The organism is Aurantimonas coralicida DSM 14790, from assembly GCF_000421645.1.
Taxonomy (GTDB): domain Bacteria; phylum Pseudomonadota; class Alphaproteobacteria; order Rhizobiales; family Rhizobiaceae; genus Aurantimonas; species Aurantimonas coralicida.
Window position 1 is genome coordinate 135,296 of the sequence record NZ_ATXK01000005.1, and the last position, 16,506, is coordinate 151,801.

A 16,506-nucleotide genomic window follows, 5' to 3' on the forward strand; every position below is an offset into this window, starting at 1 on the left:
CTGAGATCGAAAAGCGGGGCCTCCAGCAAAGGCTTTGGAGCATCGCGCGCTGCTCGTGCGAACGGAAGCCGGGAACCGGGAATGCGCGTCATGCCTGATCTGACGCTCGATCTTCGATACCTTAAGTATGCTATCCATGTCGCCGAAGCGGGTAGTTTCCGCAGGGCGGCGGATCGCCTTTCGATATCGCAATCAACGGTCAGCCGCCGCGTTCAGATGCTCGAACGGCAGCTTGGCGTTTCCCTGTTCAAGCGCACGCGATCGGGCGCTGGATTGACGCCGGAAGGAGAGCGATTTCTGCAGCAAGCTGCGGTCGGGGCGAGGTATCTTCGCGAGGCCGCCACTGAGATGCGATCGGTCCGTAAACTTACGACTGGACTAGTCAGGTTCGGGATGCTCGAGGCGTTTCCGGCATGTCCCATAATCGACCTCTTGGCGACCTTTAGACAGCGACACCCGACGATCGAGGTGAAGCTCGAAGAAGGCACGTCAGAGCAGAACACCCTCGGCGTGGAGCGCGGGCTGCTAGACGCGGCGATCAGCCTGGCCGCAACGAAGGGCCCTCCGTTTCAGATTCGACGGTTGTGCGAACCCGACCTCTTCGTTGCCCTATCACCCATACACCAACTCGCGTCGCGACCGCGGCTCGCCTGGGAGGACGTTTGCGACGAAGTCTTTCTTGTCCGCTCCGATGGTGCCGGGCGCGAACTCGCAGCTATTCTCCGGCGGATGCTGGGCGCTGCCGAAGAGGCGATCCAACTGTCTATCCAGCAGGTCAGCAGGGAAACACTTCTGACCATGGTCGAGCAAGGCTTCGGGCTGACGATAACGAGCGTCGTGCATCGGCCTGATATTGCATTGGTTCCGCTCACACCCGCGCGGGCGCCGACGGCGGCTATGATTTCGTCGAGCGATAACGACAATCCGGCTCTGCCGCTGCTGCTGAAGTGCTTCGATGTCCTGCCAGCCTTCACGCGGAGCAGCGCCAGCTAATCGGAGGCGTTCTGGGTCTTCGTACGCCTAGCCTTCGAGAACCCTCGATCGGTTGCGATGAACCGCTGCAACATCGGTACGATCAACCGCGCGGGCTCGACAGCAGGCATACCTTGTTCGCGCCCTAACAAATCCGCGTAGTCGGAAAGGTCTTGGTGGAGAGCCGCCGGCAGCTCCACCTGAACCTTGATCGGCTTCTCGTCGGCGATGGGACCTAGCTTGAGCTTCGACATCATCAGCCCCCATAAGGTTCGAGAACGAGATCACGGGTCACGACGACACGGACAGGAAATCCCGGCCGGATCGTCAATGTTGGAGCCACGTTGAGCTGCCGTCTGACGATCTGCTGACCGGCATCGTTGATCGTGTCTTGACCGCCATTCCGGATCGCCTGGATGAGACGGTCGTCATTGTCGGCGGCGAGCTCGGCGCCGACTCCGAGAAGAGTCGACAGACCGGCGGCCTTGGCAAGATCCCACCAGTGGTAATCGACGCCATCCTGCAGGCCGGCATAGCCTTCGACGTCTGCGCCGGGCTGGCGCTCGAGCACTATCGAACGGCCATTTGGGAAGATCAGTCGATTCCAGACTAGCAGGACGCGGCTTTGACCGAATTGCACATTGTTATCGTACTGGCCGATAATGCGCGTGCCTTGTGGCACGAGCAGAATGCGCCCTGTCGGGCTGTCGTAGATGTTTTCGGTCACCTGAGCGGTGATCTGGCCCGGGAGGTCGGATCGGATGCCGGTTATAAGAGCTGCCGCGATAACTGCGCCGGCCTGAAGTACATTTGGCGACGCTGGAGCAACGACGCGATCGGGCGACACCGTCCGTCGATCGGTCGCTGCGTTCAGGAAAGCGTTCTGACGCTCCTGCGCGGAGGGTGTGGCCGGCGGAGGTGCGAGGCCGAGGCTCGCCAAATCCGGAGCGTGCGGGAGTGCTGGGGCAGCTCCCGCTGCAGCGGGAGCGCCCCGGCTGTCCGATCCGGAGAAGAGGCGGCTGGTCCGCGCGGTCTCGATCTCCTGAAGGCGGCGCTGCTCTTCCGCGCTGATACCGGGGTTGGGTGTGGCGATAACGGGAGCGGGCACCGGCTGTCCGCGATCCTGGGTGCTGAGGATCGGTCGGCCGAGGTCACCGGGAAGGGGCGGACCGAGTTGGGGCACGCCACTGTAATCTCGCGGCAGGCCGGCCAAGCCCTCAGCCGTCGAGCGATTCTCGGTCGAATAGAGTTCGTCGTTGGGCCGACCGGCGTCGCGCGTCTGGAGCGCGTAGAGCAGTGCACCACCAAGGCCGACGCTGGCGACAAGACCAAGGCCGGCGAGGACCTTGCGCGATAGTCGAGTGACGCGGGGCGGTTCGGCGCGCAGACGCATCGGCGCTGGCCCGACCGGCTCGCCGGTCAGGGGCTGTGCATCATCGTCTGGCACTTCCTCATTTGTGGGCGAGTTCGCGCTCACGAGGTGGGCCTCCCGTCTGTTCGGACGATCCTGACGCGCTTCTGCTCGCGACCGGAACCGAACCGCAGTTCCGCCGCCGCGAAGAGTCGATCGACGATCATGTGGTGGCCGCGAACGCGGTAGTTCACCAGTTCTGAGGTGTTGCCCTCGGGCCCGACGACGAAGAGCGGCGGCATCTCGCCCTGACCAATGCCTCGCGGAAACTCGATGAAGACCTGGCGACCGTCGTCGAAGGCGCGCAGTGGGCGCCAAGGAGCGCGGTCACCCTCGATGGCATAGCGGAAATTGACGTTCGCGAGATCGACACCGCTCGCAACCGGTTGAGCGGCCTGCGCGTCGGCATTCTGCCGGCGCAGCGCGATGAGTTGATCCTGCGGATACTGCCAGGACACTGAAGCCATGTAGGTTCGCTCTGTCGACCGCAACTCCATGTGATAGGTGCGCATGTTGGTGTTGATGACCAGGTTCGTCATCAGGTCGGCCCGTGTGGGCTTCACGAGGATGTGGATCTGGCGCGTCGCGCCCGATCCGCTCTCGGTGTCGCCGATGATCCAGCGCACCGTGTCCCCGGCCGCAACAGGGCCTGCGCCGACGAGCTGTTCGCCGGGCTGAAGCGCGATGTCGGTGATCTGACCGACAGCGGTATATACCTGATAGAGCGCGCCTTGCGTCCAGGGATAGACCTGCATGGAGTTGATGAAGCCGTCGCGCACCGGCTGGACGCGGGCCGCCTCATTAGCCTGGTTGACGCGCGCCGTTGGGTTGGCGGGCTCGGGCGCGCGTCGCGTCTCCGGCACACGCTGCAACTGGCCGGGTAGCGGCAGCGGCCGCGGCAGTTCGACCACGGTGACGGGCGCTGGCGGATCGACGGTCTGCACGGCGGGAGCCGCGTTGTCGTAGGAGATCTCGGGCGGTGGGTTCGTGGTGGCGCAGCCCGCGAGCGCAGTTGTCGCCAGCAGGACCATCGGGATTGCGGCTCGGCGGAGAGCCGGGATTACAAGTGCGTGTGAAGCCGGGTTTCCGGCTTTACGGAAAGACGGCTTCATTGCCCAAGCTCCCGTGACCAATTGATGGCGTTGACATAGATGCCGAGCGGATTTGCCCTCAGCCGATCGGCGTTGCGGGGGACCTGCACGACGATCGTCAGGATCGCGGTCCAGCGCGTGGTCTCGGCGAGCTGGCCGTTCTCATAGCGGCGCTCGACCCAGGCGACGCGGAAGCTGTCGGGCGAGGCGCGGATGACGCTTGAGACATCGACAGCAACCTGCTGTCGGCCGACCCGCGTGAACGGGTCGTTCGAGCGAGCATAGTCGTTGAGCGCCATGGCGCCGCGATCAGTTGTGAAGTCGTACGCCCGTAGCCAGTTCTGACGCACGATGATCGCGTCCGCCGGGATGCTGCGAACCTGTTCGATGAAGCGCGCGAGATGAAAGGCGATTTGTGGATCGGTGGGCCGGAAGTCGGCCTCGGCGGGTGCGACCGCCTGGGACTGACCCAGTCGATCGACCTGCACGACCCACGGCACGACGGTCCCGCGAGCTGATTGCACGACGAGGGCGGTGGCGAACCCCGCCGTAAGGATCAGCGAGCCGAAAGCCATCAGCCGCCAGTTTTTCGCCTGGATCCTGGAGGCCCCGATCCGATCGTCCCAGACTTGGGCAGCACGTTGATACGGCGTCTCCGGCTCGGGTGCCTTGCCGTAGTGAGTGGATGGTCGTTTGAACATTAGCGGTCGCCTTGAGTCAGATTTACCGAGGAACCGCCGCCATGGGCGTCGCCAGAGCGGACGGCATGAGCCGTGGCCTGGGCGGCGTGAGTCATTTGCTGGGACCGGCGCATTCTCTGCGCCCAAGCCGGCGGCCCGCCAGCGCTCGCAGGCGCCGCGCCATCGCTGGCGGCATCACCCCCTATTGAGCCCATGGTGGATGTTCCGCCTGTCGCTTCGAACGCCGCTTTGCCGCCTGCGTTGAAGCTTGACCTCATTGTGTCGGCAGCGCGCGATGCGGCACGGCGCAGAGGTGAGACAGCCGCGCTGCCGCCTGCACGCGCAACGCCTCCGAGGCCGGAGGCCACCCCGGCCGCGCCGGACTGTCCGGCTGCGCCAAGGCTGTAGGCTGTGGACGCTCCACCCGCGATGGCGGCGCCACCACGAGCTGCGGCTGCCGCACCGCCTGCCAAGGCCGCGCCGCCGGAGGCTGCTGCACCGACGGCGCCGGCGCCAAGAGCGACCACGCCGCCCGCTGCGAGGCCGGTTCCTATCGCCGCGCCTGCACTGAGCTGCGGGCCGCCAGAAACGAGCCCGGTGGCGATTCCGGGACCAAAAATGCCGAGGCCGAGAAGTGACAACGCGGCCAGCACGATCGCCATGGCTTCGTCGATCGACGGATTCTGCCCGCCAAAACCGGAAGTGAACTCTGAGAAGAGCGTTGACCCGATGCCGATGATGACAGCGAGGACCAGAACCTTGATGCCGGAGGAGATGACGTTGCCGAGCACGCGCTCGGCCATAAACGCGGATTTGCCGAACAGGCCGAACGGGATCAGGACGAAGCCGGCGAGCGTCGTCAGCTTGAATTCAATGAGGGTGACGAACAGCTGGATGGCGAGAATGAAGAAGGCGAGCAGGACCAGCGCCCAGGCAAGAAACATGCAGGCAATCTGGATGAAGTTCTCGAAGAACGACCAGTAGCCCATCAGGCTGGAGATGGAGTCGAGCAATGGTCGACCGGCGTCTAGGCCGGTCTGCGCGACTCTTCCCGGGCGCATGAGGTCCGCAGTTGAAAATCCGGTGCCACTCGCCTTCAGCCCGAGACCGGCGAAGCTCTCGAAGACGATACGTGCGAGGTTGTTCCAGTTGCCGATGATGTAGGCGAAGACGCCGACGAAGAGCGTTTTCTTCACCAGCCGCGCCATGATGTCGTCGTCGGCGCCCCAGCTCCAGAACAGTGCCGCGAGCGTCACGTCGATGACGATCAGGGTCGTGGCGATGAAGGCGACCTCTCCGCTAAGCAGGCCGAACCCGCTGTCGATGTAGCGAGTGAAGACCTCGAGGAAGTGGTCGATGACGCCGGTGTTGCCCATGATGCTATCGCGCTTCGTTGATCTGTGGCGTGCTCGGCGCGGTCGGCGCGTGATCTTGCGCGTCTGTCCCTCGTGGTTGAGGGCTGAAGACGTCACCGATGGGTGATGCTACGTCCGGCAAGCGCTCGACGGGACGAGAACCGGGCGCGAGAAAGCGGTGTCGGTTCTCGGCCCAGGCCCGGCGGCAGGCGGGGTCTCGCGGACCTTCTTCACCGAGTGCCTGGCAGCGGATGAGCGCGTCGCGCAGGGGATCCGCAGTTTCTTGAGGCGTTCGTCCGGACGACCAAGCCTCAGGCACTTCCTCTTTCCGGGACATCTCGATCGCGGTCGCGGTGACCGCAACCGCGACGAAAATCACGGCGCCCATCCGAGCGACCAATTTGCCGTCCACGGTCGGTCCTCTCAATTGCCGTTCGGGAACATGCGCGCATTGCCCGGCTGGTAGCCGCTGCCGGGCGTGAGAAAGCGACGGCGCTGCTCACGACCCTGTTCCGCCGCTGCGGCGCGCTCGGCTTCGGATAGGCTCTGAGCGCGCCCGTTAGCGGCGACGACGGCGGTGAGGTCGGCGAGCTGTTGGGCCTGCAGTGCGAGCAGTTGATTGCCGGCCTGCGTCGCCTGCAACGCCCCCGTCGCGCCCTGGCTTTGGCCGATAAGCGCTGACATCTCCGTACGGTTGGTGTCGATGTTGCCGACAACACCCGCCTGGACTCGCATAGCGTCCTGCAGACCACCGACAGTGTTCTGCCAGCGCTCCCGCGCCTGTGTGACGAGCGCCTGATCCGAGGCGGACATCGAGGCATTGCCATAGGTGGTCTGGAATGCTCGGTCGATCTGTTGGACGTTAAGGGCTATCCCCTGCGCCTCGCTCAGAAGCTGTTGCGTCCGCTGAACCGACTGTTGAAGCTGCTGAAGCGAAGAGTGCGGGAGGCTGGCAAGATTGCGCGCCTGATTGATCAGCATCTGAGCTTCGTTCTGAAGCTGAGTGATCTGCTGATTCACCTGCTGGAGGGTCCGCGCCGCAGTGAGGACGTTCTGGGCATAGTTCGTTGGGTCGTAGACGATCCACTGAGCGGCAGCCGGGGTGCTGAGGACCGGTGAAAGTGCGAGCGGGACCGCGAGGAGTGCGGCCGTCACGCGCAGTGCGCGACTGTGGGTTTGAATCAGACGTGTCATGGACGTGCCTCCGGGTCTTGTTGATTGACGTTGGTGAGGTCGGTGATCAGGTCGGCAGCCCAGTCGAGTCGGTTGGCCGCCAGCCACTCGGCGAGGAATCCCCCGGTGCCGCTTCGGGCGTGGACGTCGGCGATCATCGCTTGATGCTGTTTGGATGAGGCTGCGCACAGCGCCAGGGCCACATCCGACAGGCCCAGCTCGAACAGGCGATTGCCCCGTCGCGACTGGCAGTAATAGTCTCGCTTGGGCGTTGCCCGCGCGAGGATTTCGATCTGCCGGTCGTTGAGACCGAAGCGGCGGTAAATAGCGGTGATCTGCGGCTCGACCGCGCGCTCGTTCGGCAGGAGGATGCGCGTTTGGCAGCTCTCGATAATCGCCGGCGCTATCGCAGAGCCGTCGATGTCGGAGAGCGACTGGGTGGCGAAGATGACGCTGGCGTTTTTCTTGCGCAGCGTCTTCAGCCATTCGCGGAGTTGTCCGGCGAAGCCGTCGTCGTCGAGGGCGAGCCAACCTTCATCCACGATCAGGAGTGTCGGCCGGCCGTCGAGGCGGTCCTCGATGCGATGGAAGAGATAGGCGAGCACCGCTGCCGCTGCACCGGTGCCGATCAGACCTTCGGTCTCGAAAGCCTGGACATGCGCCTCGCCGAGATGCTCGGCCTCAGCGTCCAACAGCCGGCCATAGGGGCCGCCGACGCAGTAGGGTCGCAGCGCCTGTTTCAGGTCATTGGACTGGAGAAGGACCGACAGCCCGGTCAACGTGCGCTCGGCGACCGGCGCTGACGCCAACGACGAAAGCGCCGACCACAGATGCTCCTTGACCTCGGGCGTGACCGGCACGCTCTCTCGGGAGAGGATCGCGATCAGCCAGTCGGAGGCCCAGGCGCGCTCGGCGACGTCGTCGATGCGGGCGAGCGGCTGGAGCGACACACTCTCCTCGGAACCCTCAGTCAAACCGCCGCCGAGATCATGCCAGTCGCCCTGCATGGCGAGCGCCGCGGCGCGGATCGATCCGCCGAAGTCGAAGGCGAAGACCTGAGATTGTTGATAGCGGCGGAACTGGAGCGCCATGAGTGCGAGAAGCACCGATTTACCGGCGCCGGTCGGCCCGACGATCAGCGTATGACCGACATCGCCGACGTGGATGGAAAGCCGGAACGGGGTCGAGCCCTCCGTTCTGCCGTAAAGCAGTGGGGGTGCATCGAAGTGCTCGTCCCGTTCCGGTCCCGCCCACACCGCTGACAGCGGGATCATGTGAGCGAGATTCAATGTGCTGATGGGCGGCTGGCGGACGTTGGCGTAGACATGCCCGGGGAGTGAGCCCAGCCAGGCGTCGACAGCATTGATGGTCTCAGTCATCGCCGTGAAGTCGCGGCCCTGAATGACCTTCTCCACCAGCCGGAGCTTCTCGGCCGCGACGCGGGGATCATCGTCCCAGACGGTGATGGTCGCGGTCACGTAGGCTTGGCCGGCATAGTCGGCGCCCAGTTCCTGTAGCGCCATATCAGCGTCAGCGGCCTTGTTGGCTGCGTCAGTGTCAACGAGCGCCGATGCCTCGTTGGTCATCACCTCCTTGAGAATGGCGGCGATCGACTTGCGCTTTGCGAACCACTGCCGCCGGATCTTTGTCAGCAGCTTGGTCGCGTCGGTCTTGTCGAGCAGGATCGCTCGGGTCGACCAGCGATAGGGAAAGGCAAGTCGGTTCAGCTCGTCGAGGATGCCGGGCGTCGTCGCGGTCGGGAAGCCGACGATAGTGAGGATGCGTACGTGCGCATCTCCAAGCCGGGGCTCCAGCCCGCCGGTGAGCGGCTGATCGGCGAGCAAAGCGTCGAGGTACATCGGCGTTTCGGGCACGCGGACGCGATGGCGCTTCGTCGAGATCGTCGAATGCAGGTAGGTGAGCGTTTCGGCGTCATCGAGCCATACGCACTCCGGCATGAAGGCGTCTATCAGGTTGAGGATACGGTCGGTGCGATCGACAAAACTTCGGAGCACTTCGCGCGCATCGACGCCGGCATGGTCCCGACCCTCGTAAAGCCAGGTCTCGGCACGGGCGGCATCCTCGGCCGGCGGTAGATAAAGGAATGTGAGAAAGTAGCTGGATTCGAAATGGGCGCCGGCTTCTTCAAAGTCTGCCTTGCGCTCGGCATCGACAAGCGCCGAAGCGCTGTCGGCAAATGTGCTTGCCGGATATGACACCGCGCCATGGCGCTGCGCTTCGACGAATATGGCCCAGCCGGAACCAAGGCGACGGAAGGCGTTGTTCAGCCGGCCAGCGACGGCGACGAGCTCGGCTGGCACTGCGCTGTCGAGGTCAGGACCGCGAAAGCGGGCCGAGCGCTGCAGGCTGCCGTCTTTGTTGAGGACGACGCCGTCGCCGGCGAGCGCCGCCCAGGGTAGGAAGTCGGCGAGCCGGGTATTCCGATTGCGGTATTCGGCTAGGTTCATCATTGCCCGGCTCCTCACGTTGCCAAGTGGCCGGGGATGCGCAGATGCTTGCGCACGACGTCGACAAATTGCGGATCACGTTTGGCCGCCCAGACGGCGGCGAAGTGGCCGACCGCCCATAGCGCCAGCCCGACCAGCCAAAGGCGAAGGCCCAAGCCAAGCGCGGCGGCCAGGGTGCCATTGAGGATCGCGAGCGAGCGCGGCGCACCGCCGAGCAGGATGTGCTCGGTCAGCGCACGATGAACCGGCACGGAAAAGCCCGGTACGTCCGCGCTATGATCCGCTCCAACGGCCATCAGACAAGCGCCCCGCCGCCGAACGAGAAGAACGAGAGGAAGAAGCTCGACGCGGCGAAGGCGATCGACAGGCCGAACACGATCTGGATCAGGCGGCGCGCTCCGCCCGACGTGTCGCCGAAGGCGAGAGTCAGGCCGGTGATGATGATGATCATCACCGCGATGATCTTTGCGACCGGGCCCTCGATCGATTCGAGGATCGACTGCAGAGGAGCTTCCCATGGCATCGACGAACCGGACGCATGAGCGGCAGGTGCGAGGGCTATGGAAATGAAAGTGACGGAAGCCGCCGTGGCGATGTGACGGCGGATGCGCAGGGCATGCTTGATCATTACCTGTCTCCTGAGATGGACGGAATTGTTGGAGTGACGCAGTAGTCGCCGTCGGGGCCCAGGCCTTCGACGCGGGCAAGCTCGGCAAGGCGGCGCGAGGAGCCGCGGCCGGAGAGCACCGCAACCAGATCAATGGTCTCGGCGATCAGCGCGCGCGGAACCGTGACGACGGCTTCCTGGATGAGTTGCTCCATCCGGCGAAGAGCGCCGATGGCGGTGCCGGCGTGGATCGTGCCGACGCCGCCGGGATGGCCGGTGCCCCAGGCCTTCAGCAGATCGAGCGCCTCTGCACCGCGCACTTCGCCGATCGGGATGCGGTCGGGACGAAGACGCAACGAGGAACGGACAAGATCGGAGAGAGAAGCGACGCCGTCCTTCGTGCGCATTGCGACCAGGTTTGGCGCGGCGCATTGCAGTTCACGGGTGTCCTCGATCAACACGACGCGATCGGATGTCTTCGATACCTCCGCTAACAGGGCGTTCGTGAGCGTGGTCTTACCGGTGGAGGTGCCGCCGGCGACGAGAATGTTCCGCCTATGAAGAACGGCCTGACGCAGTGTTTCGGCTTGGTCGGACAGCATGATGCCAGCCGCGACATAGTCATCGAGCGTGAACACGGCGACGGCTGGCTTCCGGATCGCGAAAGCCGGCGCGGACACCACCGGCGGCAGAAGGCCCTCAAACCGCTCCTCTGTTTCAGGCAGTTCGGCGGAGACGCGGGGCGCCCCGGCATGAACCTCGGCCCCGACGTGATGTGCGACAAGTCGAACTATGCGTTCGCCGTCGGCTGGAGATAGCCGTTCACCGGTGTCGGAGAGACCTTCCGACAACCGGTCGACCCAGAGCCGCCCGTCGGGGTTGAGCATCACCTCGACGATTGCGGGGTCTTCCAGAAACGTGGCGATCGCCGGGCCGAGCGCAGTGCGCAGCATCCGAGCCCCGCGAAGGATCGCCTCCGATTTCTGGTGAGCTGCCGTCACGCTGTCCCCGTTCTTTTGCGGGACCGCCGCGGGCGGCCCTGGATCGGGGATGAGTAGAAGAGGCAGAAATCATGGCGTGACAACAACCATCATGTGGCCGTCGTACTGTGGCGTACAAAGACAGGGAAACGGCGGAACGGTCGAATACTTGTGATACGTCAACCAGTGATTATTCCGCGTCGCGCGCGGGGATGTCTTCCGCGATTTCCTGCCTGAGCTTCGGACCTTGCGCGAGTCGTCTGCCGAGCGCGGTCACGAAGGCTTCGTAGCGCTCCGACGCTTTGGCGCGAGCCGCAACTTGCGCCGGCTCCGGCAACGGCGGGTTGGAGGTCAGCCAGAAGCGGATGAACACGGCGAGCGTCTCGACCGATATTCCCAGATCGCGCTCCATGCGCGCCATGCGTCGGTCGAGCTGGTCAAGCCGCTTCGTCGTCGCGGCCTCCTGACGCTCGGCAGCGTCCGGCGAGAGGAATGAAGCGATACCGGCCTCGGCTACCAGTGACAGGGACAGATCGCGCCGGGCAGCATGGGCTGCGAGCGCCTTCATGACGTCCGGGTCGAGATAGACCGACAGCCGCTGCTTCTTCAAAGGTTTGGTCACCCCCGCCTCCTATAGCTCGATGCCATCGCCAGGATCGAGCGATGCCTGCCGAGCGACTTGGCGCATGGTCTGCGTCATGCGGCTGAGGCGCGCAGCATCCTCATCGACGTCGTCGCGAGGATCGATCTCGAATTCGTTGTCGACGATCGCCTTGCGTTCGACTGTTTTGATGCGGCTCAGTTCAGGCTGATGCCGCTGCTCGGAGTCCGTCGGGTCGTCGTCGGCTAGGTTATCTGCCGGAGCTGGCGCACTCAGTACGGGAGGTTCCGGTATGGCGAGCGCGCTCCAATCGTCGGCTCGAGCGCTTGCGGGCTTCGTGAGTGCGGGGGGCGTAAGGATGCGCTCCTGAAGCCGACGATCCTCGTAATAGCGTGCCTTCTTTGCGCGGATAGGCGGGATGCCGGCGACCATGACGATCTCGTCTGACGGCGGGAGCTGCATGATCTCGCCCGGCGTGAGCAATTGCCGTGCAGTCTCCGAGCGCGACACCATCAGGTGGCCGAGCCAGGGCGATAGCCGGTGGCCGGCATAGTTCTTCATGGCCTTCATTTCGGTCGCGGTGCCAAGCGCATCCGAAACGCGCTTCGCAGTTCGCTCGTCGTTGGTGGCGAAGCTGACGCGCACATGGCAGTTATCGAGGATCGAGTTGTTCGGACCGTAAGCTTTCTCGATTTGGTTCAGCGATTGCGCGATGAGGAACGCCTTCAGACCGTAGCCTGCCATGAAGGCGAGCGCGCTCTCGAAAAAGTCCAGGCGCCCAAGGGCGGGAAATTCGTCGAGCATGAGCAGCAGCCGGTGTCGATTGCTCTTCGCCTGCAGGTCCTCGGTGAGGCGACGGCCGACCTGATTGAGGATCAGGCGGATCAGCGGCTTGGTCCGGTTGATGTCCGATGGCGGCACCACGAGGTAGAGCGTGGTCGGATACTTGCCTCCAACCATGTCGGCGATACGCCAGTCGCAGCGACGGGTGACCTCGGCCACGACGGGATCGCGATACAGGCCGAGGAACGACATCGCTGTCGACAGCACCCCGGAGCGCTCGTTATCGGACTTGTTGAGCAGTTCGCGGGCGGCGCTGGCGATCACCGGATGTGGACCGGCCTCGCCGAGATGGGCGGTCTTCATCATCGCCGCGAGGGTCGACTCGATCGGGCGCTTCGGATCGGAGAGAAAGGCGGCGACGCCGGCCAATGTCTTGTCGGCCTCTGCGTACAGGACATGCAGGATCGCGCCGACCAGAAGCGCGTGCGATGTCTTCTCCCAGTGGTTTCGCTTTTCGAGCGAGCCTTCCGGGTCGACGAGAATGTCGGCGATGTTCTGCACGTCGCGGACTTCCCATTCGCCGCGGCGCACTTCGAGCAGCGGGTTGTAGGCCGCCGACTTCGCGTTCGTCGGATCGAAGAGCAGCACGCGGCCATGCCGTGCGCGATAGCCGGCGGTGAGCGTCCAGTTCTCGCCCTTGATGTCGTGGACGATCGCCGACCCCGGCCACGTCAAGAGCGAAGGCACCACCAGGCCAACGCCCTTGCCGGAACGGGTCGGCGCGAAGCACAGCACATGCTCCGGACCGTCATGGCGGAGATACTCGCGCTCATGCCTGCCGAGTACGACTCCGTCGGGGCCGAGCAGTCCTGCCGCCTTCACCTCTTCCGGTCGTGCCCAGCGGGCCGAGCCATAGGTCTCGACGTTCTTGGCTTCACGCGCCCGCCATACCGACATGCCGATCGCGACGGCGATGGAGATGAAGCCACCCGACGCGGCGATATAGGCGCCCTCGACAAAGATCGGCGGCGCATAGGCGTCGTAGAAATACCACCACCAGAAGAAGGCCGGGGGATAATAGATCGGCCATCCGGCCAGTTCGAACCAAGGCTGACCGAGCTGGGGCTGGAAGCCGAGACGGTAGGCTGTCCATTGCGTGGCGCCCCAGGTCGTCATCAACACGATCAGGAAAACGGTGAGGATCTGCCCCCAGAGGATTTTCGTCGCCGACATGGCAGGTACTCCTTTCTTGGTGGGGCTACATGCCGAGGCCGCGATTGCGGCCGAAGCTCCAGTCGACGCCGCCGCCCCCGCGCGAGACCCCGGAGACGTGCTGGCCGAGTTGACGTTCGAGGGACGGCGACCAGGGCACGAGCTGGAAGCCGAGCCCGTCGTCGATCATGGCGAAGCGGCCGGAGGCGAGCGCGAAGCGCTGGCGATAGGTGCCCGCCACATACTCGCCCGTTCCGGCCTTCGAGAATGGCCGGCCGGTCTCGGCCGCGAGCTTCTCCCCGAGCGCTTCGACCTCGCGCTGGCGCAAAGTTTCGATCAGCCCCGGCGAGAAGCTGACGCCGCGGGTCTGACGCTCGGCGAGCCCTTGGTGGATAAGATGCTCGGCGCGTCGGTCCATTGCCTGCCGCACCTCCGCGCCAAAGCCGCCTCCACCGAGAGCCACCGGTTCGCGGGCGATAGCCTGCCGGTCGAGCCAGGTGGCGCCGGTCGCATGGACCTGCTGTTCGATATCGAGATCGGATCGAACAGCGAGTGCGACACGGCGGCGGCCCTGCACGTCGTCGAACTTGCGCAGCTCGACGATCGAACCCGGCGCGCTGTCGGCAGCCGCGTCGAGATCGGGGAGCTTAATATGATGGGTTCGCCCGTCGGTGCCGTCGACGACGGCGTAGGCCGTGCCCTTCAGTTCGTCGTCGAGACCGCGATCGACCAGACGCCCGATAACAGGGTCATCGATGCTTTCGCCCGCGAGCACATAGCTCGCGGCGCCACGCTCGATGCCGCGCTCGGTCAGGCCACGATGGATGCGCTTGATGATGTCGCCGCGTTCACCGAGGGCGCGTAGAGTCTTCTCCGCAGTCTCCGACACAACCCATTGACCGGGACCGACCTGATCGGCGAGACCAAGCGTCTCCAGCTTGCGCAGCCTGCCGACCTTCAACGCGTGGAACTCGTCAGGCTTCTGATCGGGACGTGGCGCGAGGTCGACGATGCCGCTGCGATAGCTGTCGCGGGAGATCTGCCGATCGAGATCGGTCCAGCGTTCCGCCTCGACCTGACGTCCGAGGTTACGACGGATCTCCTGCTCGGTGCGGGGCCCCAGTTCCTGGGTGACGAGGTCCTGCGCGCGGGCGCGCATGCCCTCCTTGATGTAGTCGCGGGAGATTACGAGGTCCTGGCTGTCGTCGGTACGTCCCCGCAGGATGATGTGGACATGGGGATTGTCGGTGTTCCAATGATCGACGCCGACCCAGTCGAGCTTGGTGCCGAGGTCCTTTTCCATCTGCCCCATCAGGTCGCGGGCGTATGTCCTGAGGTCGGACATCTCCGTTGCGTCCTCCGGTGAGACGATGAAGCGGAAATGATGGCGGTCGTCCTGGGTTCGCTCAGCGAAGGCCTTGGGATCGGCGTCTCCGGTCTCGGGACCGAACAGCTGGGCCTTCTCCCCGTCCCGGGTAACACCCTCGCGCCTGAGGTAGCTGAGGTGGGCGCTAAGCGGCGCGGCCTTGGCGGTGTGCCGCACGACGCGCGTCTTGAAAACCACGTTGCGCGACCGGCTGGTCAGGAGCCGGTTGGCCTGCACTGTCGCGCGCTGCCCGCGACCGAACCGCGAGCGATTGCTCTTGGTGATCTGGCCGGATCGCGAGACGCGGCCGCCAGCCCGCTGTGCGGCCGCAAGTGCCTGAGCGATGAAGGGCCGTGCCTGTTGCGCGCGGGTCGAGCGGATGCGGCCAGGCCGGATGCGGAAATCGTCCTCGCCGCTCATCGCCAAAGCTCCGCACATCGCGCAAAGCGAAGGAAACACTTGGAAAAATGGCGAATGCGCAGGCTGCGCCGGCAAGGTGCACCTCGCGCAAATGCGCCATAAGCCCCTGAAAACACACGACCGCACCAAGCCGCACATCGCCGGCTTTTATCTCGCCATCTTTCGGTTGTGCTGACTGCTCCCCCTCCGCAGACTGCCCATCTTCCGCCAAGGCACGCCACGGTACGAACGGGTGCGAACGCGGTCATCGCGGTCCCCCGGAAACGCTGCGCGCAACGAAAAGGCCATCGGTGGGCGCAGCGACGGGGCCCTGATCGCGCACCGGTTCCGCCGCCGTGGCGGTGTCCGGCTTGCCGTCAGACTGTAACGGCACGGCAGACTCTCTGCCGGCCGACTGTACGACGAAGAGCGGCGCTCTCGTCCAGGTCAGTGGATCGGCGGCCGCCACCATGACAGGACCGGTCAGTTCACCGCCCCCGACGATGGGGGCGAGCGTCGCGACATAGGCGCGCGTTTCGGCCGGCAATGGGCGGCCGGCGAGATACTCTTCGTAGCGGCCCGGACCCGCGTTGTAGGCCGCCAAAAACCCCGGCGATCCGTAACGGTCGTGCATCTCGCGCAGATATGCAGCACCCGCCAGAATGTTGTCCCGGGGGTCGTAGGGGTTGCCGCCGAGCCGATGCCGGACGCGCAACTCCTCCCACGTGGCGGGCATGATTTGCATCAGGCTCATTGCGCCGGCCGACGAGATCGCGCGCACATCGCCCGCGCTCTCGACGCGCATGACGGCACGTATCCACGTTTCTGGAACGCCAAACCGCTGAGACGCCTCTGCAATGTACGCGCCATAGGGATCGCTGCGTGATGGATGCTCGACCTGCGCCTGCTGGGCGTAGGCAGTGCTCGCGGCGGATCCGGCGAGGACCAGGCCGGAAAGGAGAAGGAGAGCTGCACGTCGGAGGGCGATCCTCCCTCCGACGACAGGTTTGATGCGTGTGGCGGGCATCGTTCAGTCCCGCTCGCCGCGCTTTGGCGGGCGGTTCCAGTGTAGGGCCCAGGCGGACTTGTCGTCGGCCGACTGGAACAGGTTGGCGCGGATCGGATGTTCGAAGGTCGGATCGTCAAGCTGCAGCGAGACGTATTCGCCGGCCTTCTCGCCGGTGCGCTTCCAGCCTGCGCCGATCTCCGCGCCGGTCTCGTTGCTCATGGTGTCGAGCACATGAACGCGATAGTCCGGCGCGTTCTCGGCATCGGACGGCTCGGCCGCGACGACGATGATGTCCTGGTGCAGGGAAAGTGTCGTCAGATGGCCGATGAAGCCATCATTCTCGCGCATGAATTGACCGATCACGGGCATTGGTCGTCTCCTTCAGGTTGCGGTGGACAG

At 64.8% G+C, this 16,506-nt stretch carries 17 protein-coding genes; 1 reads left to right on the forward strand and 16 read right to left on the reverse strand.

What is annotated here, in order from left to right; genetic code table 11:
* Window positions 1-90: 90 nt before the first annotated feature.
* Window positions 91-993 carry a LysR family transcriptional regulator gene (locus H536_RS0112655; RefSeq protein WP_024350816.1) on the forward strand — a complete coding sequence of 301 codons (903 nt, stop codon included), beginning with the start codon at window positions 91-93 and terminating at the stop codon, window positions 991-993.
* On the opposite strand, the gene H536_RS0112660 is transcribed toward H536_RS0112655, so the two are convergent.
* From H536_RS0112660 to H536_RS0112730, 16 genes are all read right to left on the reverse strand, one after another.
* A complete protein-coding gene (locus H536_RS0112660) occupies window positions 990-1,226 on the reverse strand; it encodes a DUF2274 domain-containing protein (RefSeq protein WP_024350817.1) in 237 nt (78 codons plus the stop codon). The two genes, H536_RS0112655 and H536_RS0112660, sit on opposite strands and share 4 nt — an antisense overlap.
* 2 nt (window positions 1,227-1,228) lie before the next feature.
* Complete coding sequence (locus tag H536_RS0112665) at window positions 1,229-2,449, reverse strand: TraB/TrbI/VirB10 family type IV secretion system protein (RefSeq protein WP_029660576.1); 1,221 nt, start codon at window positions 2,447-2,449, stop codon at window positions 1,229-1,231.
* Window positions 2,446-3,495, reverse strand: coding sequence for a P-type conjugative transfer protein TrbG (trbG, locus tag H536_RS0112670; protein WP_024350820.1), 1,050 nt, complete (start codon window positions 3,493-3,495; stop codon window positions 2,446-2,448). The genes H536_RS0112665 and trbG overlap by 4 nt, the downstream gene beginning before the upstream one ends.
* Window positions 3,492-4,175, reverse strand: coding sequence for a conjugal transfer protein TrbF (gene trbF / locus H536_RS0112675; protein ID WP_024350821.1), 684 nt, complete (start codon window positions 4,173-4,175; stop codon window positions 3,492-3,494). Before trbF ends, trbG begins: the two co-directional genes overlap by 4 nt.
* On the reverse strand, window positions 4,175-5,530 hold the full coding sequence (trbL, locus tag H536_RS0112680; protein ID WP_024350822.1) for a P-type conjugative transfer protein TrbL: 1,356 nt from the start codon (window positions 5,528-5,530) through the stop codon (window positions 4,175-4,177). The genes trbF and trbL overlap by 1 nt, the downstream gene beginning before the upstream one ends.
* 4 nt (window positions 5,531-5,534) lie before the next feature.
* A complete protein-coding gene (gene trbK-alt / locus H536_RS25355; protein WP_070154328.1) occupies window positions 5,535-5,921 on the reverse strand; it encodes a putative entry exclusion protein TrbK-alt in 387 nt (128 codons plus the stop codon).
* Between the two features lie 11 nt (window positions 5,922-5,932).
* On the reverse strand, window positions 5,933-6,703 hold the full coding sequence (gene trbJ, locus H536_RS0112685) for a P-type conjugative transfer protein TrbJ (RefSeq protein ID WP_029660577.1): 771 nt from the start codon (window positions 6,701-6,703) through the stop codon (window positions 5,933-5,935).
* On the reverse strand, window positions 6,700-9,153 hold the full coding sequence (gene trbE / locus H536_RS0112690; protein ID WP_024350824.1) for a conjugal transfer protein TrbE: 2,454 nt from the start codon (window positions 9,151-9,153) through the stop codon (window positions 6,700-6,702). Before trbE ends, trbJ begins: the two co-directional genes overlap by 4 nt.
* Before the next feature lie 11 nt (window positions 9,154-9,164).
* Window positions 9,165-9,446 (reverse strand): VirB3 family type IV secretion system protein, encoded by a 282-nt coding sequence (locus tag H536_RS0112695; RefSeq protein ID WP_024350825.1) that lies wholly within the window; start codon window positions 9,444-9,446, stop codon window positions 9,165-9,167.
* Entirely contained in the window at window positions 9,446-9,778 is a 333-nt protein-coding gene (locus H536_RS0112700) for a TrbC/VirB2 family type IV secretion system protein (protein WP_024350826.1), read from the reverse strand. Before H536_RS0112700 ends, H536_RS0112695 begins: the two co-directional genes overlap by 1 nt.
* Window positions 9,778-10,710: a P-type conjugative transfer ATPase TrbB gene (gene trbB, locus H536_RS0112705; protein ID WP_194248571.1), complete on the reverse strand. Its 933-nt coding sequence runs from the start codon at window positions 10,708-10,710 to the stop codon at window positions 9,778-9,780. Before trbB ends, H536_RS0112700 begins: the two co-directional genes overlap by 1 nt.
* Window positions 10,711-10,927: 217 nt before the next feature.
* Window positions 10,928-11,359 carry a hypothetical protein gene (locus tag H536_RS0112710; protein ID WP_024350828.1) on the reverse strand — a complete coding sequence of 144 codons (432 nt, stop codon included), beginning with the start codon at window positions 11,357-11,359 and terminating at the stop codon, window positions 10,928-10,930.
* A gap of 9 nt (window positions 11,360-11,368) precedes the next feature.
* A complete protein-coding gene (locus H536_RS0112715; RefSeq protein WP_024350829.1) occupies window positions 11,369-13,354 on the reverse strand; it encodes a conjugal transfer protein TraG in 1,986 nt (661 codons plus the stop codon).
* A 25-nt stretch (window positions 13,355-13,379) separates the two neighbouring features.
* Window positions 13,380-15,119, reverse strand: coding sequence for a relaxase/mobilization nuclease domain-containing protein (locus H536_RS0112720; RefSeq protein ID WP_024350830.1), 1,740 nt, complete (start codon window positions 15,117-15,119; stop codon window positions 13,380-13,382).
* A 244-nt stretch (window positions 15,120-15,363) separates the two neighbouring features.
* Window positions 15,364-16,125 carry a lytic transglycosylase domain-containing protein gene (locus tag H536_RS0112725; RefSeq protein WP_024350831.1) on the reverse strand — a complete coding sequence of 254 codons (762 nt, stop codon included), beginning with the start codon at window positions 16,123-16,125 and terminating at the stop codon, window positions 15,364-15,366.
* Window positions 16,126-16,128: 3 nt separating this feature from the next.
* The gene (locus tag H536_RS0112730) at window positions 16,129-16,476 is read right to left on the reverse strand and encodes a DUF736 domain-containing protein (protein WP_024350832.1); all 348 of its coding nucleotides are present in this window, start codon (window positions 16,474-16,476) and stop codon (window positions 16,129-16,131) included.
* Between the last annotated feature and the right edge of the window lie 30 nt (window positions 16,477-16,506).

Excerpts from the sequence above, each read along its gene's own strand:
- H536_RS0112655 (WP_024350816.1), top strand. The coding sequence starts at position 91 with ATGCCTGATCTGACGCTCGATCTTCGATACCTTAAGTATGCTATCCAT.
- H536_RS0112660 (WP_024350817.1), bottom strand. The coding sequence starts at position 1,226 with ATGTCGAAGCTCAAGCTAGGTCCCATCGCCGACGAGAAGCCGATCAAG.
- trbG (WP_024350820.1), bottom strand. The coding sequence starts at position 3,495 with ATGAAGCCGTCTTTCCGTAAAGCCGGAAACCCGGCTTCACACGCACTT.
- trbF (WP_024350821.1), bottom strand. The coding sequence starts at position 4,175 with ATGTTCAAACGACCATCCACTCACTACGGCAAGGCACCCGAGCCGGAG.
- trbL (WP_024350822.1), bottom strand. The coding sequence starts at position 5,530 with ATGGGCAACACCGGCGTCATCGACCACTTCCTCGAGGTCTTCACTCGC.
- trbJ (WP_029660577.1), bottom strand. The coding sequence starts at position 6,703 with ATGACACGTCTGATTCAAACCCACAGTCGCGCACTGCGCGTGACGGCC.
- trbE (WP_024350824.1), bottom strand. The coding sequence starts at position 9,153 with ATGATGAACCTAGCCGAATACCGCAATCGGAATACCCGGCTCGCCGAC.
- H536_RS0112695 (WP_024350825.1), bottom strand. The coding sequence starts at position 9,446 with ATGGCCGTTGGAGCGGATCATAGCGCGGACGTACCGGGCTTTTCCGTG.
- H536_RS0112700 (WP_024350826.1), bottom strand. The coding sequence starts at position 9,778 with ATGATCAAGCATGCCCTGCGCATCCGCCGTCACATCGCCACGGCGGCT.
- trbB (WP_194248571.1), bottom strand. The coding sequence starts at position 10,710 with ATGCTGCGCACTGCGCTCGGCCCGGCGATCGCCACGTTTCTGGAAGAC.
- H536_RS0112715 (WP_024350829.1), bottom strand. The coding sequence starts at position 13,354 with ATGTCGGCGACGAAAATCCTCTGGGGGCAGATCCTCACCGTTTTCCTG.
- H536_RS0112720 (WP_024350830.1), bottom strand. The coding sequence starts at position 15,119 with ATGAGCGGCGAGGACGATTTCCGCATCCGGCCTGGCCGCATCCGCTCG.
- H536_RS0112725 (WP_024350831.1), bottom strand. The coding sequence starts at position 16,125 with ATGCCCGCCACACGCATCAAACCTGTCGTCGGAGGGAGGATCGCCCTC.
- H536_RS0112730 (WP_024350832.1), bottom strand. The coding sequence starts at position 16,476 with ATGCCCGTGATCGGTCAATTCATGCGCGAGAATGATGGCTTCATCGGC.